This is a genomic window from Paenibacillus sp. UNC499MF (assembly GCF_900107975.1).
Classification (GTDB): domain Bacteria; phylum Bacillota; class Bacilli; order Paenibacillales; family NBRC-103111; genus Paenibacillus_F.
The window spans coordinates 300,146-323,345 of sequence record NZ_FNVF01000003.1; the positions used below are offsets into that span (position 1 = coordinate 300,146).

24 protein-coding genes are annotated in these 23,200 nt (G+C 53.5%); 4 read left to right on the forward strand and 20 right to left on the reverse strand.

The features are described from left to right. Positions 1-75: 75 nt before the first annotated feature. From C4S74_RS09390 to C4S74_RS09405, 4 genes are all read right to left on the reverse strand, one after another. Entirely contained in the window at positions 76-1,596 is a 1,521-nt protein-coding gene (locus C4S74_RS09390; protein ID WP_103995074.1) for an AAA family ATPase, read from the reverse strand. Then, positions 1,593-2,126, reverse strand: coding sequence for a hypothetical protein (locus C4S74_RS09395; RefSeq protein ID WP_103995075.1), 534 nt, complete (start codon positions 2,124-2,126; stop codon positions 1,593-1,595). Before C4S74_RS09395 ends, C4S74_RS09390 begins: the two co-directional genes overlap by 4 nt. A 130-nt stretch (positions 2,127-2,256) precedes the next feature. Continuing rightward, complete coding sequence (locus tag C4S74_RS09400) at positions 2,257-2,760, reverse strand: DUF5590 domain-containing protein (protein ID WP_103995076.1); 504 nt, start codon at positions 2,758-2,760, stop codon at positions 2,257-2,259. 28 nt (positions 2,761-2,788) lie between these two features. Further along, entirely contained in the window at positions 2,789-4,087 is a 1,299-nt protein-coding gene (locus C4S74_RS09405; protein WP_103995077.1) for an amidohydrolase, read from the reverse strand. A gap of 240 nt (positions 4,088-4,327) precedes the next feature. On the opposite strand from C4S74_RS09405, the gene C4S74_RS09410 reads away from it, so the two are divergent. Together C4S74_RS09410 and C4S74_RS09415 are read left to right on the forward strand one after the other, a co-directional pair. Further along, a complete protein-coding gene (locus tag C4S74_RS09410; protein WP_009675522.1) occupies positions 4,328-4,957 on the forward strand; it encodes a DUF47 domain-containing protein in 630 nt (209 codons plus the stop codon). Between the two features lie 23 nt (positions 4,958-4,980). After that, a complete protein-coding gene (locus tag C4S74_RS09415; protein ID WP_103995078.1) occupies positions 4,981-5,994 on the forward strand; it encodes an inorganic phosphate transporter in 1,014 nt (337 codons plus the stop codon). A gap of 94 nt (positions 5,995-6,088) precedes the next feature. On the opposite strand, the gene C4S74_RS09420 is transcribed toward C4S74_RS09415, so the two are convergent. From C4S74_RS09420 to C4S74_RS09485, 14 genes are all read right to left on the reverse strand, one after another. Continuing rightward, on the reverse strand, positions 6,089-6,712 hold the full coding sequence (locus C4S74_RS09420) for a redox-sensing transcriptional repressor Rex (RefSeq protein ID WP_103995079.1): 624 nt from the start codon (positions 6,710-6,712) through the stop codon (positions 6,089-6,091). Then, positions 6,699-9,599, reverse strand: a complete 2,901-nt coding sequence (gene dinG, locus C4S74_RS09425; protein WP_258042449.1) for an ATP-dependent DNA helicase DinG — start codon at positions 9,597-9,599, stop codon at positions 6,699-6,701. The genes C4S74_RS09420 and dinG overlap by 14 nt, the downstream gene beginning before the upstream one ends. Before the next feature lie 92 nt (positions 9,600-9,691). Further along, positions 9,692-10,330 carry a tetratricopeptide repeat protein gene (locus C4S74_RS09430; RefSeq protein WP_103995081.1) on the reverse strand — a complete coding sequence of 213 codons (639 nt, stop codon included), beginning with the start codon at positions 10,328-10,330 and terminating at the stop codon, positions 9,692-9,694. A gap of 90 nt (positions 10,331-10,420) precedes the next feature. Next, positions 10,421-10,804, reverse strand: coding sequence for an aspartate 1-decarboxylase (gene panD / locus C4S74_RS09435; protein ID WP_009675514.1), 384 nt, complete (start codon positions 10,802-10,804; stop codon positions 10,421-10,423). A 4-nt stretch (positions 10,805-10,808) separates the two neighbouring features. Continuing rightward, complete coding sequence (gene panC, locus C4S74_RS09440; RefSeq protein ID WP_103995082.1) at positions 10,809-11,690, reverse strand: pantoate--beta-alanine ligase; 882 nt, start codon at positions 11,688-11,690, stop codon at positions 10,809-10,811. Between the two features lie 39 nt (positions 11,691-11,729). Continuing rightward, positions 11,730-12,590, reverse strand: coding sequence for a 3-methyl-2-oxobutanoate hydroxymethyltransferase (gene panB, locus C4S74_RS09445; RefSeq protein WP_103995083.1), 861 nt, complete (start codon positions 12,588-12,590; stop codon positions 11,730-11,732). 298 nt (positions 12,591-12,888) lie between these two features. Continuing rightward, positions 12,889-13,863 (reverse strand): biotin--[acetyl-CoA-carboxylase] ligase, encoded by a 975-nt coding sequence (locus tag C4S74_RS09450; RefSeq protein WP_103995084.1) that lies wholly within the window; start codon positions 13,861-13,863, stop codon positions 12,889-12,891. 3 nt (positions 13,864-13,866) lie between these two features. Beyond that, positions 13,867-15,699: a CCA tRNA nucleotidyltransferase gene (locus C4S74_RS26970; protein WP_258042442.1), complete on the reverse strand. Its 1,833-nt coding sequence runs from the start codon at positions 15,697-15,699 to the stop codon at positions 13,867-13,869. Positions 15,700-15,733: 34 nt separating this feature from the next. Next, entirely contained in the window at positions 15,734-16,912 is a 1,179-nt protein-coding gene (gene bshA / locus C4S74_RS09460) for an N-acetyl-alpha-D-glucosaminyl L-malate synthase BshA (RefSeq protein WP_103995085.1), read from the reverse strand. A gap of 2 nt (positions 16,913-16,914) precedes the next feature. After that, positions 16,915-17,631, reverse strand: coding sequence for a bacillithiol biosynthesis deacetylase BshB1 (gene bshB1 / locus C4S74_RS09465; protein ID WP_103995086.1), 717 nt, complete (start codon positions 17,629-17,631; stop codon positions 16,915-16,917). Then, positions 17,631-18,053 (reverse strand): methylglyoxal synthase, encoded by a 423-nt coding sequence (locus tag C4S74_RS09470; RefSeq protein WP_103995087.1) that lies wholly within the window; start codon positions 18,051-18,053, stop codon positions 17,631-17,633. Before C4S74_RS09470 ends, bshB1 begins: the two co-directional genes overlap by 1 nt. A 116-nt stretch (positions 18,054-18,169) precedes the next feature. After that, positions 18,170-18,976, reverse strand: a complete 807-nt coding sequence (gene dapB, locus C4S74_RS09475) for a 4-hydroxy-tetrahydrodipicolinate reductase (RefSeq protein ID WP_103995088.1) — start codon at positions 18,974-18,976, stop codon at positions 18,170-18,172. Between the two features lie 34 nt (positions 18,977-19,010). Continuing rightward, positions 19,011-19,532, reverse strand: a complete 522-nt coding sequence (locus C4S74_RS09480; protein ID WP_103995089.1) for a lipopolysaccharide assembly protein LapB — start codon at positions 19,530-19,532, stop codon at positions 19,011-19,013. A 55-nt stretch (positions 19,533-19,587) separates the two neighbouring features. Continuing rightward, entirely contained in the window at positions 19,588-19,926 is a 339-nt protein-coding gene (locus C4S74_RS09485) for a nucleotide pyrophosphohydrolase (RefSeq protein ID WP_103995090.1), read from the reverse strand. Between the two features lie 176 nt (positions 19,927-20,102). Between C4S74_RS09485 and C4S74_RS09490 the strand changes: the two genes are divergently transcribed. Further along, positions 20,103-20,534 (forward strand): WGxxGxxG family protein, encoded by a 432-nt coding sequence (locus C4S74_RS09490; protein ID WP_103995091.1) that lies wholly within the window; start codon positions 20,103-20,105, stop codon positions 20,532-20,534. Positions 20,535-20,706: 172 nt separating this feature from the next. Beyond that, entirely contained in the window at positions 20,707-21,585 is an 879-nt protein-coding gene (locus C4S74_RS09495) for a YitT family protein (RefSeq protein ID WP_103995092.1), read from the forward strand. Here the strand turns inward: C4S74_RS09495 and C4S74_RS09500 are convergent. Both C4S74_RS09500 and C4S74_RS09505 read right to left on the reverse strand, forming a co-directional pair. Then, positions 21,582-22,451, reverse strand: a complete 870-nt coding sequence (locus C4S74_RS09500; RefSeq protein ID WP_103995093.1) for a sporulation protein YpjB — start codon at positions 22,449-22,451, stop codon at positions 21,582-21,584. The genes C4S74_RS09495 and C4S74_RS09500 overlap by 4 nt on opposite strands. Positions 22,452-22,494: 43 nt before the next feature. Then, complete coding sequence (locus tag C4S74_RS09505) at positions 22,495-23,154, reverse strand: DUF1405 domain-containing protein (protein WP_103995094.1); 660 nt, start codon at positions 23,152-23,154, stop codon at positions 22,495-22,497. Positions 23,155-23,200: the final 46 nt, after the last annotated feature.

Here is a 23,200-nt window from a genome sequence, read left to right on the forward strand (position 1 = left end):
CAAAATCAAAAAAAAACCAGCCCGGCTGATATACAGCCAAAACTGGTTCTTATTTGTATGCGATTATTCGTAAACTTAAGCCAATACCGGCTCCAGATGTCTTTTGCTTCCTTCAAGAAGATCACGGAACTGCTGACCGGAAATGACCTCTTCCTTAAGCAGGATATCCAGCGATTGCTCGAATACGATCCGGTGCTTCGTCAGAAGCTCTTTTGTACGAGCCATCAAATCATCGAGGATGGCGTTGTTCACTTCCATCAGCTTCTGCTGCGGAACCATTTTCAGGTCGACGATGCCCAGAGACGTCAGGCCCGAAGAAATCATCGTGCGGACCATATCGATAGACTTTTCGAAGTCGTTGCTTGATCCCGTGCTCCGGCCGCCGTAAATAATCTCTTCCGCAGCGGCACCGGCCAGCGCGATCATAATTTGATCTTCGATCGCTTCCTTGGAGTACAAATACTGATCCTGCGGCGGGTTATGGCGCACATAACCGAGCGCTTTGCCGCGGGGCCGCAGGGAAACCTGGGCGACGGAATCCGGACGCACCAGCTCAGCAATAATGGCATGGCCGAGTTCGTGATAGGCGACGCGGATTTTCTCTTCCTGGGTCGCTTCACGGTCCGTCTGCTCGCCCATCATCACTTTATCGATAGCCGAAAGCAGATCTTTCTGCATAACCGCATCCTGCTGGCCGCGCAAGGCGTAAATGGCCGCTTCGTTCAGCACGCTCTCAAGCTGCGCACCGGAAAATCCGAAGGTCTGCTCCGCGATTTTCTCCAGATCCGCCGCTTCATCCAGCGGCTTGTTCTGGGCATGAATCTTGAGAATGGACAGGCGCCCCTTCTTGTCCGGCAGCTCGACATCGATGTGACGGTCAAACCGTCCCGGACGGAGCAGAGCCGAGTCCAGCATTTCTTTGCGGTTAGTCGCCGCAATAATGAGAATGCGCGGAGTCGTATTTGTATGAATGCCGTCCATTTCGGTCAGGAGCTGGTTCAGCGTCTGATCGTACTCGCGCTGCTGCCCACCGTCGCGTTTGCCCCCGATCACGTCGATTTCATCGATAAAAATGACGGCGTTTTGTTTGTTTTCCTTCTGTGCTTTCGTTCTCGCTTCCTGGAATAAGGTACGGATCCGCGAAGCCCCTACACCGACATACATTTCCACAAATTCACTGCCGGAAGCAGCAAGGTATACGGAATTCGTATGGTGAGCGGCCGCTTTGGCCATCAGCGTTTTACCCGTTCCCGGAGGACCGGTCAGCAGGATGCCTTTAAGAGGGCGGATGCCGAGCTTTTTCGTTTCTTCCTGTTTCACGAGAAAATCAAGCGCTTCGACGAGCTCTTTCTTCGCGCGTTCCTGACCGCCGATCTGATCGAAGCTGAGGTAGGAAGGCTGACGCGATTTGCCGCGCGTACCGGCTCCCGCGCCGATTCCGATGCCGGAACCCCCGCGGCTTTTCATCATATAAAGAACGGCTGTAATAAGGGCGGCTGTAAACAGTAAAGGGATAATGTTGACTTTAATAAAAGCAAGAAAAATGAAAAGTACCGGAGCGGCGCCAATCGCTATCTCTTTTCCGTATTTGCTCATTTAAACACCCCAACTTTTTCGGCATTTCGCGGCAGCACCACGTATTTGTGCTGATCCCCTTTTTGCAGATGAACGTAAACGTTCTGCTCATCCATTTCGGTTTTGACCACCAAACTGCTGTCTTTGTCCGTTTTGTGCTTTTCCAGTGCCGTTGGTATATCGGCATAGTGACGGGTTTCCATCGCCTGGGCGACATCGAACAGCGCCTGCGCCCACCATTTATCGAGATCCGGAGATTCTTTTGTATTGACCGACAGTTTCACGTCCCGGGAACCGATTGTAGAGGCTCCTTCTTTTGTAATGCGGCCGTACACTTCTCTTAAGCTTGTATCAGGTTTGAGGGACAGACGGATCGAAACTTCTCTGTCATTATATGTGACCTGGGATTGCTCAACCCCCGGTGTTTCTTTCACGATATTGCCTAGCGGTTTTCCAATGGCGTAGGTCTGATAAGCGAACCAGCCGCCAAAGAGGAAAAAAGCGGTGATGACGACACTTAACAGGACGGGCAAGAGACGTATTTTACGCAACTTACGTCCCCCTTTCTATATCACTCGTATTTAGCAAATGCTATACGAATAGTATATCACAGTCCGTAACCCGTGGGCAAAGAAAACGGTGGAGTCTTTGACAAATTAACGAAATGAGAGAAAGCTCACCCTATTGAAGGCTGAGCTTAAATGTATCTTCGAGAGCACCCGTTTTTAAATTGTAATAATCGTAGAACGCCCGGTCCTGCTCGTCTTTATAAAAGACTTCCCAGACATACTTCCCCTTGAATTCCCCCGCGTTGACGCGCAGAATATCCAGCTTGGGGTTTTTCTTCGCCATAATGCCGCGCACGGCTTCTTCCGTAATGTTCTCGGCCGTCATTTCCGTATGAATTTCATCTACGGCCAGACCCGTCCCGTCCTGCTTGAGCGGCACCCAGACGATCAGCCCGTTGCCGAGCTTGTCTTCCCCATACACGACTTCATAGGAGCAGGCTCCGTGAAAAGCCTCGACCCGGTTTGCCTTGGTCATCGTCGTTTTCTCATAAGCCGCCTGAACAGCCTCGGAATTCGATTCCCAGTGGGTCGCCTGCACGTTTACGTAAAAACGGTTTATGCCGAACCCCGAAGTCAGCACGACAAACAGTCCGATCCAAATCGCTTTTTTAAACATTCCGTTCCCTCCTTCCTTCCGCCGAAGACTAGCTGCTCGTCAAACGGGCAAAGCACGACTCGAATTCCCGTTTGATTTTCTCTTCGTCAAGCGTCAGGCATTCGCGGCCCCGTACGATCCAGCTGCCGTCCACGCACACATCTACCACATCATGGGCGGATGCCGAATAGACGATATGGGAAACATAATCCGTGCGAGGCAGAAAATGAGGCTGGTCGATATCGAGCGCGATAAAGTCGGCTTTCATTCCAGGCTGGAGTGTACCGATATCGTCAAGCCAGATGGAGCGCGCGCCCATCGACGTGCCCATGCTTAAAGCTGCGGCCGCCGGCACGGCAATCGGATCGCCGGATACGCCTTTGTGGATCAGCGCGGCAAGACGCATTTCCTCGAACATGTCGAGGTTGTTGTTGCTGGCCGCTCCGTCCGTGCCCAGTGACACGTTTATGCCGGCTTTAAGCAGCTCAGGCACACGGGCGACACCGCTCGCAAGCTTAAGGTTGCTCCCCGGGTTGTGCGAAACCCCGACGTTATACTTGGCAAGAACGGCGATTTCTTCGTCCGTCAGGTGAACGCCGTGCGCCACGAGTGTCGGCCGTGTGAAAACGCCCAGCTTTTCCAGATGCTCGACTGGCCGTGCGCCATACTGCTCCGCGTTGGCTTCCACTTCTTTCAGCGTCTCGGACATATGGGTATGAATAGGCAGGTCCAGATCGTGTGCGGCTTGGACAAATCGTTCAATGTAATCCGGCGGACATGTGTAAGGAGCGTGGGGAGCCATCATCGTCGTAATGCGGCCGTTCGCGGCGCCGTTCCAGTCCTTGGCGAAAGCGACGGCTTCCCGGAGCTTGGATTCCTGAACGTCGGCCGGACAAAGTCCGATGACACCGCGCGTCAGGCGTGCCCGCATACCGGAGTCGGAAACCGCCTGGGCCACTTCGTTCATATGATCGTACATGTCGACAAATGTCGTCGTTCCGCCCTTGATCATTTCGAGGATGGCCAGAAGCGTTCCGTAGCGCACGTCCTGCGCCGTGAACCTGCCTTCCATCGGCCACATTTTCTCCTCCAGCCAAACCTGGAGGGCAAGATCGTCTCCGTAGCCGCGCAGCAGTGTCATCGCCGCATGGCCGTGCGTATTGACGAGACCGGGCATGTAAAGCTTGCGGTCCCCGCGGATGACTTCATCGTAAGTTTCAAGCGGATGCGGCGCATCCTTTCCTATATATGTAAGCTGATTTCCTTCCATAACCATACAGCCTTCGATGACGGGCGCGGCTGCGTCCCCCGTTACGAACAAGCCGTTTATGATAATCGTTTTTTTCATGGGATAGCCCTCATTCCGTATAAAGTGCCGAAATCGGCAGTTATTCTTATCTTTTCAATGTACAACGTCACCTGTTTAAAATCAAGCCGAGCAAACAATTGAAAAAACGCTCAACCAGTGATTGCTTTCTGGGGAAATGTTATGATATTTTTAAGTTTGTGAGTTTAAGCTACAAAATTCTACATACATTAAACTTAACTTCACGGAATCTTTACAATCGAATCACTAGGAGGAACCGTAATGGCATCGCTTTTTAGCAGTAAAAGAGGAGACGTCGATTTTTTAAACCTGCTCATTCGGGCGGCAGAAAACACACTCCATGCATCCCAGATGTTCAGAAACGCGATGATGGGAGATAAAATTCCGGAAAATTTTTTCCAGATGATCAAAGACATCGAGAGCAAGGGCGATCAGATCACCCACGAAATCTTTAAAGAGCTGAACAAAGTCTTTATCACTCCGCTTGACCGTGAAGATATTATGGAGCTGGCTTCCAAGCTCGACGACGTACTGGACGGCATTGAAGCGACTGCGGCACGTTTTGATTATCTCAACATCAGCCAGACGGACAAGGTTATGCAGGAATTCTCCGCCGTGATCGTGTCCAGCTGCCAACATATGCTCGATGCTTTCAAGCTTCTTTCCAAAAAGAAGTACATGCAGATCCCTCAACATACGGTAGAAATCAATGCGCTTGAAAACGAAGCCGACCGCCTGATGCGCGAAGGCATCCGCGAAATTTTCATTACCAAACGCGATCCTTACGAAGATTTCAAACTCAAAGAACTTTATGAACGTCTCGAACAGACCACCGATGCATGTGAAGACGTTGCCAACATCTTGGAAAGCGTCGTGCTGCGCTACTCGTAAGCCCAGCAGTTTAGGAGGATTTCATGACGACAACAGTTCTTATTACCTTGATTGCGATCGTTTTTCTCGCCCTTGCTTTTGATTTCATTAACGGTTTCCACGATACGGCGAATGCGGTAGCGACTTCGATCTCTACGCGCGCAATGAGTCCCAAAGTGGCCATTATATCCGCCGCATGTCTGAACTTCGTCGGCGCCCTGTATTCTTCGGAAGTGGCCAAGACGATCGGCAGCGGGATCGCGGATCCGTCCAAGATCAACCACGGTGAATTTATCGTCATCGCGGCCCTGCTTTCCGCCATTATCTGGAACCTGGTTACCTGGTATTATGCCATTCCCTCCTCTTCCTCCCATACGCTCATCGGATCCATTGTCGGTGCCGTGCTGGCCGGGGCGGGAGCCGACTTCGTCAAATGGGGCGGTCTCGGCAAGATCGTACTGATTCTGGTGCTTTCACCGATTGTCGCGTTTATAGCCGGCTATATCATCATGACGATCATTAAATACCTGGTTATTCTGACGGGCAACAAGTCCCGCTCGAAGCTGAACCGCGTGTTCAAGTTCTTCCAGATCCTGTCCGCCTGGCTGCTGTCCTTCTCCCACGGGGGAAATGACGCACAGAAAGCGATGGGCATTATCGTGTTCGGACTCGTCGCTGCCGGAGCCCAGACAACCATGGACGTGCCCTTATGGGTAAAAATCGCGGCTGCGACCGCAATGGGTCTCGGTACCTCGATCGGAGGCTGGAAGATCATCAAGACGATCTCCAAAAACTTGATCAAAATCGAGCCGATCAACGGATTCGCTTCGGATTTGACTTCCTCCATCGTGATTCAGACTTCCACGCATATGGGGATGCCGCTTTCGACCACTCACGTAATTTCCTCCGCCATCATCGGTTCCGGTTCCGTACTCCGGTTTCATGAGGTGAAATGGGGTACCGTAACGCGCATGATCGTAACCTGGATCATTACGATTCCGATCAGCATCATTCTGTCTTATGTGATCTACACCGTGCTGTTTAAGTTCTTCGTATAAAAATGAATGTGAATTCCATTAAAAAACCGCCATACGGCCCAACCGGCCCATATAGCGGTTTTTCTGGTTTTTAAGACTAAATACCCTCACTTGTTTATTCAGGAAGGTAATAGGCCAGGCTCTGGAGCTCTGCGGTAAAGTCCGCATGATGCACACGGATTTCTTCCGGCACTTTCAAAATGGACGGAGCAAAATTCAGAATCGCTTCGATGCCCGCCTTCACGAACTGGTTGGCGACATTCTGCGCTTCCGGCGCCGGAACGGTTATGATGCCGATTCGAATGCTGGAATCCCGGATAACATCGGCCAGATGCTCCATGGGCAGAACGCTCATGTTATTGATGACCTGGCCGATCTTGTCCGGCGACGAATCGAAAATCGCCGTTATTTTCATCTGATCGCGCAAATAAATGTTATAGTTGCACAGCGCCCGGCCCAGGTTACCGGCTCCCACGAGGGCAACCGGTATTTGGCGGTCAAGCTTCAGAATCTGGCGGATCTTCTCGATAAGATAGGTTACATCGTAGCCGATCCCCTTCTTTCCGAATTCACCGAAGTAAGCCAAATCTTTGCGGATTTGGGCAGGATTCAGATTCAGCTTCTGCCCCAGATCCTGGGACGAAACCGTTAATACGTTTTTCTTCGACAGTTCGTTAAGAAAACGCAGATAGATCGGCAGACGTTTTACGACTGCCTCGGATATTTTAGGTGACTTCAAGCGTGTTCTCTCCCATCCATTCCTGAATTCTCGGTACGATGCGCTCTACAGGCATATGTTCAATCTTCGGCCCCGGCAGAGAGTAGAGAAAGTGCTTGCCGTACTGCGTCTCGATGACACGCGTATCGTAGATCAGCACAATGCCTTTATCCGAAGCTCTGCGTACGAGCCGGCCGAACCCCTGCTTGAACCGGATGACAGCCTGAGGCACCGACAGCTTCATGAACGGGTTCTGATTCCGTTTTTTCAGGTTTTCGCTCTTCGCTTCGACCAGCGGATGATTCGGAGGCTGGAAAGGCAGCCGTACGATCGCCAGACAGGTCAGAGCTTCTCCGGGAATGTCCACCCCTTCCCAGAACGAGCTTGTGCCGAGCAGAACGCACGCTTTATGCTCTTGGAAGAGCCGGGTCAGCTTGCTGCGGTTGCCGGTGTCCACCCCTTGACCGAGCACATGAATCCCCTGCGGACGGAGATTTTCTTTCAGAACCGCGTGGGCCTGCTTCAGCATCCGGTTCGAAGTGAACAGAACGAGCATCCTTCCCCGCGTGGCCACGGCCACATCCGTCAGCGACTCCGTCAGCGCTTTGAGGAACTCCTCCTCGCCGCTGCGGCCCTTTAACATCGGGAAATCCCGCGGAATGCAGACAAGCGCCTGCTGCCGGTACTGGAACGGGGACGGAAGCTGGACGGTCTTCAGCTTCGGATTCTCCTCTTCCTCAGCGGGCAGTTTCAGCCCTAGCTGGTCCGCCGAATACTGGAACGATTTGTTGACCGACAGGGTGGCCGAGGTGAGAATTACGCTCTCCTTGTTGTCAAAGAAATGTTCGCGGATCAGGGGACTGACATCCATCGGCACGGAGATCAGATTGATCGAACGGCTTTTGTTGTACGTCCCCGCTTCCACCCAGTACACAAAGTTGTCGTCCGCCATTTTCATAAAGAAGCGGAGCGTTTCCTTGGCAGCCTGCAGTTCCTTCGCAACCCCGCCGAGATCGGTTACGAAGCTTTGGACATCGTATTCTTCCTGAACTTCCTTCAAATCCTGAGCGAGCGAATCGACGGATTTGTACACATCCTGGATGTGCTGTTCCAATATCTCTTCTAGATCCGTGAAATCGCTCCAGTTCGGCGGGAGCGATTCTTTCTTCAAACGCATCACCAGGGAACCGGGATCGATCTGACCGGGCTCGGAATTCGTCTGGAGCAGCTCGTAAAACTTTTCACAGAGTAAATCCCAAGCTTCCTTGATCAGCAGCGTTTTCGGGAAAAGGTTGTCGATGCCGTTCATCCAGGTAGCCGCGCGGTAGTCGTCGTCATAGCGCTGAAGCTTCGTCCGAAGGGCCGGCAGCTGCCCGTTCCGGCTGTCTTTGAACAGCCAGAGAAGCTGATTGGTCAGTCCCAGATAATGAAGCTCCTTGCCCAAATGCTTGCTGGCCACTTCTTCGAAATGGTGTGCCTCATCCAGGACGAGGTGCTTATAAGCCGGCAGCACCCGGTTCTCGGCCTTCATATCCGTAAACAGCAGCGAGTGGTTCGTAATGACAACGTCCGAATTGTTGGCGTCATGGCGCGCACGGTGATAAAAGCACTTTTTGAACCACGGGCAATGCCGGTTCTGACATGACTCCGCATCGCTCGAAACGGTATGCCAGAAAGCGGCGCCCTTGTTGCCGAAATGCAGCTCCTCTTCGTCGCCCGTCTGCGTCTGACTCAGCCAAACGACCATCTGTGCGGCCGTTATGGCATCCTCCTTGCCCGTGTCGAACTCCTGCATGGAGATGCGGTTCTCGAACTTGCGGAGGCACAGATAATGGCTGCGGCCTTTGAGGACGGACGCTTTGAAATTTACCGGAAAAATTTCGTGAAGCAGCGGGATGTCCCGCTCCCGCAGCTGTTCCTGCAAATTGATGGTGTGCGTGCTGACCACCACCTTCTCGTCGTGCTTAATTCCGTAATAGAGGGACGGAATCAAGTAGCCGAGCGATTTGCCCGTGCCCGTACCGGCTTCGATCATGAGGTGCCGGTCATTCTGGAAAGCTTCCTCAATTTCGTGAATCATGATCTCCTGGGCTTCCCGGCTTTCGAAATGCTCGAACTTCGCTTTCAAAGCTTCTTTTACCTGCTCGTAAACGTCTTCAAAAGAGTCGCTCAGTTCCAGCACATCGTTCTCGTCGCGTACCGGGTCTTCGTCCCCCCAGTCCTGCACGTTCAGTGCGAACTGGCGGTAATACTGATGAACCGATGTATCCAAAGGTGTCTGCTGTTCCTTGAACCCGGCGATTTCCGACATAAACCAGCCGAGGTCGCTCGTCTCGGCGGGCAGGATCTGCGCCAGCCGCTGAACCGTTAGCAAAGGCAGGGAAAGCAGCCTGTCCAGGCTCATCGTCCAGATCTCCGCCGTAACGTCCGCATCGCTGTCCGCCTGATGGGGCCGCTCATGCTCGATGCCGAAGGCCGAAGCCACCATGCCGAGCTGATAAGTCGGAAGAGACGGAAACACGATTCTCAGCATGTCTATCGTGTCCAGGACGCGTCCGGTAAAATCGGGATAGCCCGTTTTACGCAGAGCCCGCTGCAGGAAACCGAGATCGAAAGAAGCGTGGTGAGCCACGAGCACGCAGTCAAAGAGCAGCGGATACATCTCCGCCATAATATCATCGAGCTTCGGGGCATGCTCCACCATTTCGTCGGTAATGCCCGTAAGCTCCGTAATCGAAGAAGGTATACTGATCCCCGGATTTACCAGGGAAGTATACCTGTCGGTTACTTCCATATCATCTATAATAACGAGACCGACTTGAATAATATCGTCAGCCGGGCCCGTTCCAGTCGTTTCAAAATCCAAAACCGCAAATTTCATAAGTTCAAGCCTTCTTCCTTTCTCCAGCTTCTATCCTAAGCATACCACATTTAGAGGTCCAGAGGGGAAGTTAGTTTGTCGATTCCGCAAATAAAGAGATCATCCGTTCTTATTTCTTCTTATTCGTTCGATGCGGAAAAAAGCTCCAGACAATCCGGATCGGCATGGTAAGCTTTTTTGAAATACTCAAGCGCCTGTTCCAGATTCCGGTTCTGAAATTGGATGCAGCCCATCGCGTTGTAAGAGATGGCTTTCATCTGTTTATTTTCGGTAAGTGCCAAAAGAAGGGTGAAGTGCCGGGCGGCTTCCGCCGTGTCTCCCTGGCGCAGATAACCCATGGCGAGATAAGCTCTCGCAAGTAAAAAGTCCGGTTCTCGCGCAAGCAGAGCCTCGAATTCCCGGGTCGCCTGCTCATACATAAAAAGCATATAAAATCCCTGTCCGCGGACAAACTCCGCCGCTTCCCTCCCCTCGGCCTGGTTAGGCTGATCGGCTTCGGCAGACAGCGGCAAGTCGGGCTGCTTCTGCGGATCGGGTACAGGGGCTGACATAGACGGGACGGACGCGTTTTCGACGGACAGGGTTTTTCCAAGCTTCTCCTCAAAGAGGAGCCAGTGCTCGATACAATCGTCACTAATGGCCTTCAGGGCTGCAAGCTCATCTTCAAGCTCCGCTTTTAACGCGCCTTTCGCATTCGGCAACTGAAGCAGAATTTCATCCAACACTTCATTCATCGTGGCGAACAAATGTTTGAACACTGCGCATCCCCCACCTTCGGCTTTGCTGTCGTACACTCATTCTGCGTTGCCGGAGGTGTTTTCATACAAGTTCTTTAAGGGTGCCAGACGTTACAGTACGGTTGCATGCATTTCCTCTTTTAACAGTTGGGCCACTTTATTGTTCTCTCCCATGATCGCTACGGTCGGCTTGTGGCGCCGCGCCTCTTCTTCCGTCATCATCGCGTAAGAAATGATGATAACCGTGTCTCCCGTCTGCACGAGCCGCGCCGCGGCACCGTTAAGGCAGATAACACCCGTTCCGCGCGGACCCGGTATAATATACGTTTCCAGGCGGGCCCCGTTGTTGTTGTTCACGATCTGGACCTTCTCGTTGGGCAGCATATCCACCTGATCCAGCAGATCCTCGTCGATCGTAATGCTTCCGATATAATTAAGATTCGCCTCGGTCACCGTCGCACGGTGAATTTTGGCTTTCATCATGGTTCTGAACATGCGATCACTTCCCCAGGGTTAAAATAGTGTTGTCGATAAGCCGCGTGGCGCCGAATTTGACCGCCAGCGCGACGATAAGCTGTGAGGGTTCCCCTGCTTTTACCGCTTCCGGACGCTCCAGCTGCGGGTACGTCAAAACCTCTACGTAATCGATTTCGGCGAGAGGAGCTTCTTCGATGACGGCCTTTACGGCGCCGCGGAGATCTTCCGCCCGGAAAGAAGCGTGCTTCCGCGCCCAGGCTTCGGCAGATCGCAAAGAGCGGCTCAGAACGAGTGCCTGCTCGCGTTCGTCCCTGCTGAGGAATACGTTCCGGGAGCTCATCGCAAGCCCGTCTTCTTCGCGCAGAATGGGGCATGCCACAATGTCCACGTTCATGTTCAAGTCCTGGACCATTTGCGAAACGACGGCAACCTGCTGCGCATCCTTAAGTCCGAAGAAAGCTTTATCGGGCTGAACGATATTGAACAGCTTGGCCACGACCGTTGTCACCCCGTCGAAGTGCACGGGACGGGAAGCGCCGCAGAGTACCGAAGTGATGCCCGATACGGAAACGGTCGTTTTGACCGGTCCCGGGTACATTTCTTCGACCTGAGGCAGAAACACGATGTCCACGCCGGCTTCTTCCGCCAGCTTCAGGTCCCGCTCCGTATCCCGCGGATAACGGTCCAGATCTTCGGTTGGACCAAACTGAAGCGGGTTGACGAAAATGCTGAGCACGACGATTTCGCTCGCTTCGCGGGCCGCTTTTATCAGACTCAAATGCCCTTCGTGAAGGTAACCCATCGTAGGCACAAAGCCGACCGGGGCTTTGAGAACCGCCCCGATCTCGGATTTTTTCTGTTCCAGCGTACTGCGAAGCAAGGCTATGCTTTGAATAACTTCCAACGTCTCTCTCTCCTTCGGGACTAAAGGTAGGATAACCGTTTATTTAACGGCCGTTCCGTACAAATACTGGAGAACTTCGTTGTCTCCTTTAAAGCTGTGCTGTTCGGCGGGGAACTTGCGGCCCTTCACTTCCGCCACATACTGCCCGATCCCTTCGCGTATGGCCAGACCGACCTGGGCATAAGCTTTTACGAATTTTTTGGCCGGAGCATCCGGCTCGTAACCGAGCATATCGTGAAAAACGAGAACCTGACCGTCACAGGAAGCGCCAGCACCGATACCGATCGTCGGGATGGACAGCTTGCTTGTGATCCATTCGGCCAGTTCTTCCGTTACCAATTCCAGTACGATCGCGATTGCGCCCGCTTCTTCCAGCGCTTTGGCGTCTTCCATCAGTTTGCGGGCCTGCTCGGAATTTTTGCCCTGTACGCGGTACCCGCCGAGCACGTGAACCGATTGAGGCGTCAGTCCGAGATGGCCGACGACGGGAACACCCGCCTGAGTCAATGCTTTAACCGCATGGGCGATTTCCGCGCCGCCCTCCAGCTTGACGCCTTTGGACAGCCCTTCGCGCATGATCCGTCCCGCGTTCTGCAGCGTCGTATCCAGGCTTCCGTGATACGTCATGAACGGCAGGTCCGTTACGACAAAAGCCGTTTTCACGGCACGCGTTACCGTTTTGGCATGATAAATCATTTCGTCCAGCGTGACGGGCAGAGTGGACTCGTGGCCTTGAATCACATTTCCAAGGGAATCTCCCACCAGAATCATGTCTACTCCCGCTTCGTCCGCCAGTTTGGCCGTCAAATAGTCGTAGGCCGTCACCATCGAAATGGGCTCCTTGCTCGCTTTCATTTTTTGCAGCTTGACAGTCGTCATCGGTTTGCGCTCTTGCGCCATGTCAATCCCACGCTTTCTTTTTTAATGTGGAAAAAATAAAACCGTGCTTCCGTCCAAGCCTTGACCGGGTTCTAAGCATCAAAAAAACCCTTCAGCAAACAGACTGAAAGGGCGCATAGTCAAAGAATCGTGAATCGTATGATCCTTCTGTCTCGGTCCTTCAGGCTCAGAGCAGAATCAGAAAACACACAAACGTACTTTATGCAATTGTCTAAAGCGTTAACCGTATAAGTGCAGTTCCGAAGATACCGCCTTACGGTGACAGTATAACAAAAACCTGTTCTTTTGAACAGACGGTTTAGCGTAATTCGACATCGCCGCTGTAAATTTTAACTTTTCGGCCGTCGTCTGTAAGCACGGTCAGCGCCCCGCTGTCATCGAGCGAATCCGCCCGTCCTTCCAGCGTTCCCTCGCTCGTTTTGACCCGGATGGGGCAATTCAGCGAGACGCTCATCGCTTCCCACATGATCCGGATCGGAGCGAATCCGCTTTCCAGATACAGGTCGTACAGCTGCTCCAGCTCATTCAGAAAAGCAGCAATCATCGCTTCCCGCCGGATGGGCGAGCCCGCTTCCAGGGCAAGTGAAGTGGCAACCGGCTTCAACTCTTCCGGGAAATCGGTTTCCGTCAGATTCGCCGTAATGCCGACACCGACGATCACATATTTCAGCCGTTCGTCTTCCCCGCTCATTTCAAGCAGAATCCCGCTTACTTTGCGGCCTTTAACGAGAAGATCATTGGGCCACTTGATCCCGACTTCGACGCCGCACTCCCGGCGGATGGCCCTGCAAAGAGCTACCGCGGTAAGCAGGGTAAGCTGCGGAACGAAGTAAACCGGTACGCGCGGCTTCAGGATCAGGCTCATCCAGATACCCTGCCCTTTCGGCGAGTGCCAGTGCCTGCCCATCCGGCCCCGTCCTGAGGTCTGTTCTTCGGCAAAAATCAGCGTTCCTTCTCCGGCACCTTCCGCGACAAGCCTGTGTGCTTCATTCATAGTGGAATCTACCGCTTCGCGGACTTCGATATGCCTGCCCATGAGACGGGTCTGCAAAGCTTCGTCGATAAGAGCTGCCTGGAGCTTGTCCGGCTCATCAATCAGACGGTAGCCTTTCCGGGTGACGGCTTCGAACTGAAACCCGTCCTGCCGGAGGCTTTCGATATGTTTCCAGACGGCTGTCCGGCTGCAGCCCAACTCCCGGCTGATTTGCTCGCCGGACAAATATACGCCCGGATTGCTCCGGAACAAGTCTACAATTCGCTCGCGTACCGCCATGAATCATTCATCTCGCATTTCTGTAGGACGGAAAGCTTCCGTCATTAAGATTTCTTTGGTGTTTTCCAAAAGACCCAGGGCAACCCGCTCCAGAAGCATATTCAGCGTCTCGCCTATCCAGGGTCCCGCTTTTTGTCCGCTTCTCGCCATCAAATCGGTACCCCCGACGGCGAGATCTTTAATCCCATGGACCGGCATTTCGCGTATCCAGGATTCACCGTTATCCAGGTAAAGGACAGCTTCGCCCGCCATAAAGCGGAAAAGCTTATCCAGTCCTGCTTCACCGGCCGCTGCATCTGTTTCTGGATCCGTGGAAAGGTGCCCGGAAGCTTCTTCCGGGCCCGGTGCGCGGCTAGGCGGCGCCGAGTCAGGTATAGCGGGAGTTGTGGATGGAGGAGCGTCTTGCCCGGGACGTCCGGTTTTCACGGGTGAAGCTGCAAGGTCGTGGGGCTCATCTTTCAGCGCAGAGCACGACTCCGCGGCAGTCGCGGACGGCAGGCCCTCTTGCCCGGGGCGTCCGGTTCCCGCGGGTGAAGCTGCAAGGTCGTGGGGCTCACCTTTCAGCGCCGGGGCCGACTCCGCGGCATTCGCGGACGGCAGGCCCTGTTGCCCGGGGCGTCCGGTTCCCGCGGATGAAGCTGCAAGGTCGTGGGGCTCACCTTTCAGCGCCGGGGCCGACTCTACGACATTCGCGGACGGCAGGGCTTCTTGCACCGGACGCTCGCTCCCCTCGGGTGAAGCGGCTCCCGCGCCGGCCTGCTGCCGCCACGCGGCGCTCAGCAGCCCCGCCGCGCGCAGCCAGCCGCGCGCCGCTTCCTTGCCGTGAGCAAGCACGGCAAGCTTAAACCGCGCGGCTGCGCAACCCACCGCGGACGCCGGAGCGTCCGCCCGCGGCTGTACCGCCGCTTCTTCAGCATCATCACGCTGAAGAAGCGCATGCATGGCGAGGATGCGCGTCAAACGCGCGATATCCTCGCCGGGGAACGTCAGAGCGCGCAGCTCCGCTCTGACGGCGTCAAGCTGCTGCGAACCGATCAGCAGCAGCAAAACCGCCCATCTGTCCTCTTCCGCAGGGACAGAGGACAGATGGGCGATGACCGCCCGCGCATGGGGATGTCCCCATGCGGCGAAGGGCAGCGCGAGCGGAGTCTTGGCGTGCCGCCACAGCCCGCTCGCGAGGAGCAGTTCCGCGGCGCGGGCCGGGTCCGCGCCGCCCACCATGCGCTGGAGCTCCGCGCGTACGCGCTCCATCGCGATGTGACGCAGCAGAGGGGCCTGCCGCAGCAGAGCCTGCCACGTGGCCTCTTCGATGCAGAGGCCGTATTCGGCCGTGAAACGGATGCAGCGCAGCATCCTCAAGGCGTCCTCCCCGAAACGCTCGGACGCCTCCCCAACGCATCTCAGAACGCCTCTGTCCATATCGCTCCGCCCTTCGAACGGATCGATCAGGCTTCCATCCGCGTCCATGGCCATGGCGTTCATCGTAAAGTCGCGCCTTTTCAAATCTTCTTCCAAGTCCGTAATATATTCGACCTCCGCCGGCCTGCGGAATCCCTCGTATTCCGTTTCCTTCCGGAAGGTTGTCACTTCAAAACTGTAAGCCCCCGTAAGAACGGTTACCGTGCCGTGCTGAAGCCCTGTAGGCACCGTCTTGGGGAAGGCTTCCATCACTTCTTCGGGTTTGGCCGAAGTTGCGATATCCACGTCTTTTACGGGCCGTCCCAGGACGTAATCCCTGACAAACCCGCCGACGAAATAAGCCTCATGCCGCCGGGACCGCAGCTTCTCGAGCACACGGCGCCCTTCCTCGATCATGGTCCGGTTTTTCTCTTCCATGGTATGTACTCTTCCTTCCGTTACCGGAACACGCTTAGCTTTCCGCGCAAGCTTGTTTGTCCACCCGGTGCGACGGAGGCAGTTCTTTTCCGAGAACCCGGTAATAAATTTCCTCGTATTGCATCGTGATCCAGTCGTTGCAGAACGTCGTGCGGGCGCGGTTCAGGCATGCGGCCGACATTTTTTCGTACGCCTGCGGATCACGGAGCAGCTCGACCGCATACTCCGCCATTTTCTCGGTATCGCCGATTTCCGCCAGAAAGCCGGTCTCCCCGTGCGTTACGAGTTCGGGAATGCCGCCCGCTATCGAACCGACTGTCGGCACGCCGCAGGCCATCGCTTCCAGAGCGACAAGCCCGAAGCTTTCTTTTTCCGAAGGCAGAAGCATAACGTCACCCAGGGAAATAAGCTGCGCCACATCATCTTGTTTGCCGCAAAATTTGACCCGGTCGCTAAGGCCCAGTTCTTTCACGTACGAAATCACTTTGGACAGCTCCGGTCCTTCGCCTACAAAAAGAAGGCGGCTCGGAATTTTTTCGCTGACGCGCTTGAAAATATCGACGACGTCCGTGACCCTTTTGACCGGCCGGAAATTCGAAATATGCAGCAAAATTTTCTCGTCGTCCCGGGCGAATTCCTTCCGCAGCGACTTCACGTCACGCGGGTAATAGACCCGCTTGTCCACAAAATTATAGGTCAAATCGATGTCCCTGGAAATATCGAGCGTTTCTCTCGTTTCCGCGATGAGATCATTGGATACGGCCGTAACCGCATCGCTCTCGTTAATGGCGTACCGGATCAGATCGCTGATGGACTGATCTTGGGCAAGTACCGTAATATCCGTCCCGTGAAGGGTCGTAACGACTTTCAGATCCGGGCCTACCATCTGCTTGGCCAGCAGCGCACAAACGGCATGAGGAATCGCGTAATGAACGTGCAGAAGATCCAGCTTCTGCATCTGAGCGACCTGCGCAAGCTTGCTCGCGAGGGACAAATCGTATGGAGGGTAGCGGAAAACGTAATAATCGCTGACCTCTACCTCGTGATAATAGATGTTTCTATGAAATTTACCCAGCCGGAAAGGCATGCTGTGCGTAATAAAGTGGACCTCGTGGCCTTTTTCCGCGAGCAGCTTGCCGAGTTCTGTCGCAACCACTCCGGAACCTCCCAGCGTAGGGTAGCACGTGATTCCGATTTTGAGCTTGTCGTTCATGCTCAGGTTCCTTTCTTGGGCAGAAAGTATTGAAGTGCAACGGGCAGCTTGGACATAAATCCTTCCGCGTAAGCCATCATCCGCTTCTGTCCCAGCAGCGCGTCTCTTGCTTCCACGCGTTCCACGTAATTCCGGTTCAGAGGCGTCAGCACGATGTCTTCCCCGACCTGAGGAGGCGTGAATTGGGAACGGTAAGCTTGTAACACTTCTTTCTTGCCGGGGTATGTGTCCGAAACATCCACAACGATGTCCGGGTCAACCGTATCGTTTATGAAATAAAAGAAAAGGCTATCGACTTGAAAAGCTTCGGTTTCAGGCAAATACCGTCTGAGTTTGGCGTTGAAAACCGCTTCCTGGACCAGATGCGAGCACGCGATATGATCGGGATGACGGTCTTCCCAGTAAGGCGCAAACACGATTTTCGGTTTTCTCAGCCGGATTTCCTTCGTTATCGCGTCAATCTGATCCTTCGAGCCGGGTGATAAGCCCCGGTCGGGAAGGCCCAGATTGGAACGGAGCACAATCCCCATCGCTTCCGCGGCCTTGTTCGCTTCTTCCAGCCGGTTTTCAGGCGTTCCGTTCGAAGACATTTCGGACCGGGTCAGATCGCACAAGCCTACGGTATAACCCGCTTTTGTGTGCTTCAGAATGGTACCGCCCATTCCGATCTCCGCATCATCCGCATGCGCTCCGAATACAAGGATATCGACGGTCTGCATTACGCTTCACCCGGCTTGTACTTGTGGACAAGCTCCCGCCACGCGAAATCCCCTCTGTCCAGAGCGCGGACAAGAAGCTCCGCGGTAGCGATATTCGTGGCGACGGGGATGCCCATTACGTCGGATAAACGGAGCAGAGCGATGATATCCGGTTCATGAGGCTGGGCCATCAAAGGATCCCGGAGGAAAATAATGAGATCCATCTCGTTTTGAGCTACCATCGCACCGATCTGCTGATCCCCGCCTAGGGGGCCTGACATAAACCGGTGGATCGTCAAACTTGTATTTTCCATAATCCGTTGTCCCGTAGTTCCGGTTGCGAAAAGCCGGTTCCCATCGAACACCTTTTCATAGGCGGTTACGAAATTGACCATCTCGTCTTTCTTGCGGTCGTGGGCGATTAAGGCAATATTTAAGCTCACTTGTAAACTCTCCCTTCCCTGCCTTCAGGGGGCCTGCTGATATGTATGTTTCGTAGAGGAGCATGAAAAAAAAGGATAGTAGGTAGTCCGCATGCGGGAATGAGAAATTCAGCCAATCAGTCGATAAAATGCTCGAACCCGTAGATCATGCCTTCATAAGTCATCACTTTATGCACGGCCGTATTGACGCCTGGCATGTAAGCCGCCCGCTCGTAAGAATCATGACGGATTTTAAGCGATTCTCCGTATGCGCCCATAATAACCTCCTGCTGGGCAAAAACACCCGGAAGCCGGACACTGTGGATACGGAAGCCGTTATAATAAGCTCCGCGCGCTCCTTCAAGCTGTTCCTCTTCCTTCGGATTACCTTGCCGGAATTCTTCCCGGTTTTTGGAGATCAGTTCCGCTGTTTTGACGGAAGTGCCCGAAGGAGCATCAAGCTTCTGGTCCCCGTGATATTCGATAATTTCCAGATGAGGAAAATATTTTGCCGCCTGGGAAGCGAATTTCATCATCAAAATAGCGCCGATGGAGAAATTGGGAGCGATCAGTCCGCCGATTTTTTTCTCCTTGCATTGTTTGTCCAACTCTTCGATATCCCGTGTCGTAAAACCCGTCGTTCCGATTACCGGTCTTACGCCGTGACGGATAGCCAGCGCCGTATTGGCGAAAGCGCTCTGAGGCCCGGTGAAGTCAACCAGAACGTCCGCTTTGCCTTCAACCATAGCCAGTTCCAGATCGTTGGACATTTTTACGCCGCAATCCGGAAGGCCCACCAGAGAAGCCGCGTCTACCGGACCGGAGGACCGGTCAACGGCAGCCACCAGCTTTAATGAAGAATCTCCGAGCACCATTTTTACTACTTCACGGCCCATCCGTCCGCTTGCTCCGGCAACCGCTACTTTAATTACTTCCTGAGTCATCACATATACCGCCCTTTCTTATCTTGTGCAGTGTTTAAGGTTTCAAATACTGGCGCAGCTTCCTGCGGTACTCATCCAGCAGTTCCGCGGCTGCCTTATTCAGCGGTTCAAGGCGTATGGCCTCTTCGGCCGCATGTACGGCCAGATCAAAGTCGCTTACACCCGCGTAAGCGGCTGCAAGCTTCAAGCAGGCCTCGGCACTGAGGGGATCCAGGGCAGCCGCCTGCTTCAGCAGAACGATCGCGGTTTTAAGCTGCTCCCTATCCTTGCTTTGGTCCAGACACTTGTCCGCTTCCGCAATCAGTGCTTTGGCTTTCAGTGTAGTGAGATGATACTCATAAGCTTCGCTTTCGGGCTCCAGTCCGTAAGCGTCGACCGCATGCTCGATCGCTTTCGCGAGCTTTCCGCTCCTGGCGTACGTAATCGAAAGCTTATAATGATAAGAAGCGTTGCCTGGCTCCGATAAAACCGCCTTTTCGAACCAAGTGATCGCTTCTTCAAAATCATTGTTCAGAATAGCCTCGTAAGCCTTCTGAATTTCGTGTTCCCCGTCCATCCGTCCATCCTCCTTCCGCCCGCAAAAGAGCCGGGGATGGTACAGCATATGAGGTTTAGTCGGAATCGGTGTTTATTTTCGTCCACCTGTCCGCATCCCGGGTGTTGAACTTCTTCATCACTTTATCGTGCGCTTCCGTTAAATCAATCCCCAGTGAATTGGCGAAGCAGATGGTGATAAATAAAATGTCACCGAGCTCCAGTTCTATCGAATTTTCTTCTTCGGTTGCTTTTTTAGGCTTTTCCCCGAACTGGTGATTGACTTCCCTGGCCAATTCCCCGACTTCCTCGGACATTCTGGCCAGCATGGCAAGAGGACTGAAATAGCCTTCTTTAAACTGCGATATGTATGTATCCACTTCCTGCTGCAGATCCTTCATTGAACGTTCCGCCATAAAAAGGGGCCTCTCTTTCTTTCCAGCCTAACTTAAATCTTACCAACATCTTATTATAGACTCGTTTTTATTGCAATTTTCGATTTTCGGACAACACTTTCCTTGTATGACATTCAGACTACAGGGAAAACCAAAGATAAGCAGCAAGCGAAGTCATACAAGAAGGCGGGATTCAGATGAAACGGCTGTACAGTTTTTCGCTCTGCGCAATGATGCTCTTATCCGTATGCGGCACCTGCATCGCGCAATCCGCTGAGCGGGGCATAAAGGGAGAACCCGGAACGCTCGGTTATCCCGGTAATCAGCCCTCATCCTACGGAACTCAGCCGGTCAAGTCCGGCATCAGCGGGTCCACCGGAACGGCCGATCCGTCTGAGTATTCTAACGGCGGCGTAGGCACCAGTTTGCCCCAGCCTCCGCTGGATCCGACTCCTAAGCCGGGCGATTACCCTCCGTCCAAACCATATAACGTCAATCTGATGCAGTTCGATTCCAAAGTATCCGACTCCGCAAGGAGGGACGATCCCGACTGGGACTGGCTGGGCTTTATAGGTCTGCTCGGATTGGCCGGATTTGTGGGTAAATATCGCAAAAAAGAATTTTACTAACGGTTTTTCTTCCCATGCAAAAAAAAAACAGGCCAAAGAACCGAACGGCCTGTTTTTCCTTATGAGTGGCAGGGAAAGCTATGTTCCCGCGGGGACCCGGATGACAACGGACCCGAATTTCATTACAATAGGATTGGTGATTAGTGGCAAGACCGGGAAGGAGGAAACAATCATGGCCCTGGCATTAAAAGATAAGACAATGCCGTATTTGAAGCAGTTTTTGCCGATCGCATTCGGAACCGCCATCTTTTCGTTCGGGGTGCATTATTTTGTCATTCCCAATGAGCTTATGGAAGGCGGACTAACGGGCATCTCGCTGCTTCTGCACTATATTTTCCAGCTTCCGCCTTCCGCAACGACGCTCGTTCTGAATGTGCCGCTCTTTTACTTGGGATGGAGACATTTCGGCTCCAAAGCTATGGTCTATACGATTTTCGGCTCTCTTTCTTCGTCGTTTTTCTTATGGGTTATGGAAATCATGATCGGCAAAGGATGGATTATCCCCTTCATCACCAAGCAGGATTATTTGCTTGCCGCATTATATGCGGGCTTTACGATAGGCCTTGGACTCGGCATCGTATTTCGTTTCGGGGGGACGACCGGGGGATCGGATATTCTTGCCCAGCTCGGCAACAAGTGGAAGGGCTGGAGCGTCGGGCAGGTCATCCTGCTGATCGACCTCATCGTTATCGGGACGTCTTTACTCTACATACCGAAGGAAAAAGTACTCTACTCACTGGTCAGCGTGTTTATCGGCTCCAAAATGATCGACTACATCACGGAGGGCTCGCATTCCGCCAAAGCATTTACGATCATTACCAATGATGCGGAACAAGTCTCACAGATGATTCAAAAGGAATTGGACCGGGGGGTCACCCTTTTCCCGGCCAAGGGAGCTTTCTCCCGGCAAGAGAAAGAAGTGGTCTACTGCGTAGTCTACCGGCAGGAAATGCGGCGGCTTAAGGAACTGGTCAAATCCATTGATCCTACCGCATTCATCATTATCAATGAAGTGCACGAAGTACTGGGAGAAGGCTTCAAGGTTGACTAGAAGCCTTCTTTATTTTTGTCCCGGACGGTGTCGTAACCGGGCTTCAGCCGGAACATCCTCCAGCCGGCAAACAGCAGGACGCCGATGATGAACGCTCCGACTCCGAGCGACCAGAAAACGGGTTCCTGCGTGTCGGGCAGCGGCAGAAAAGCTTCGCGGTCGGAACGGCCGAATATCCCGTCGATCGTTTTCCCGAACTCCTCCGAGGCTCGAAGCACATTCGCCTTGTCGGGAGCGGGCGCGGACAGTTCCTTTCTCATGAACACGAGCAGGGAATCCAGCTTCTCCACTTCCGCGGGAGCACGGCTGATAAGCAGCGCCGGACGAATCGTCGACATATGCCGGTACAGCTTGTTATAGTCCAGTAAAGCTTCAAGTTTTTTGCGGGCCGCCACGTTCGTGTCGATCCGCTTCAGATCATCTTTGATCAGCTTGTAGTACTGAAGCCACATCGGCTGTCCCCGGTGGGTCAGCGCGTCGGCGGCCAGTCTTATTTTTGCGGCGGCAAAGCGCGCTTCATCCAGGGAAAAAGAAACAGAGGCATAGGTTTTCTTCGCCTCCGTGATCGTTTCCGTCAGAGCGTGCAAACCTTCTATCGTAATCGAACCGTCATACGTCAGCTTCGTCGCAAGATCTCCGAGCTGCTCCAGTTCGATTCTGGCTTCGGTCGTTTTCCCCTGCTCCGACAGCTTGTACAGCTGTTCCGCGGCTTCATTCAAGGATTCAGCCGTCTTCATTTGAACCGGAGTCATCGATGCCGCGGGAACCGCTTCTTTCGGAGCGGGCGCGCATCCGGTTGCTACCGAAGTGAAGATTGCCCATGCTCCGAGCAATCCGATGATCCGCCTGCAAGATCTAAACAACATGTGGACATCCCTCCTACCACATCATATGGAGGGATGTCCACATTTAGACCTTGCGTTGCCGGTGTTTTTGATAAGGCAGCCAAGCAAGCGCCACAAGAATGCCCGCAGCGCTTAAACCGATCGTAAACCACTGGATCGTATCCAGATGTGGCATGAGAACCTCGGAAAGTCTGGGGAAAATTCCTCTCGTGTAGTCCATAAAGTCGTTCGCGAACACCCAAACGGCTACCAGAATCAAGGCAGGAACCGAGTAGGTCATTACCGACGCGAATAAAAGCGCCTCAACCGCCATACCCAGATGAGAAAGGGTAAGCATCCAATCCTGCCAGGCGATCGGATCTCCCAGCGCATAGCCTGACCAGATCATGGCTACGGCCCAGATCCCGTACTTGAAGGAAGTCACAAGTCCGAACGCTTCGATAAATCCCCGCAGCAGCGACCGTTTCCCCAATCCGACTCCGTTCGTCCGTTCGTCGCTTAACAGATAAAGAAGGGTAAGCGTAAAAAACAGGCTTGCCGTCGGGCTGTCCGGGACAAAAGGCAGATACCAGAGAGGCTCAAAATCATACGTATCTATCAGCTGATATTTATACCAATAGTAGCCGTATACCGTTCCTAAAGCATTAATCCAAAACAGCAGCCAAAGCATAGGCCGGCTTCTCAAGAGAGTAAGCGCCTGATGCAGGGTGGCATTCTTTGTCATCCTTCTGCTCCCCTCGGAAATCCGGCTAACGGATCTCTTGCGTACA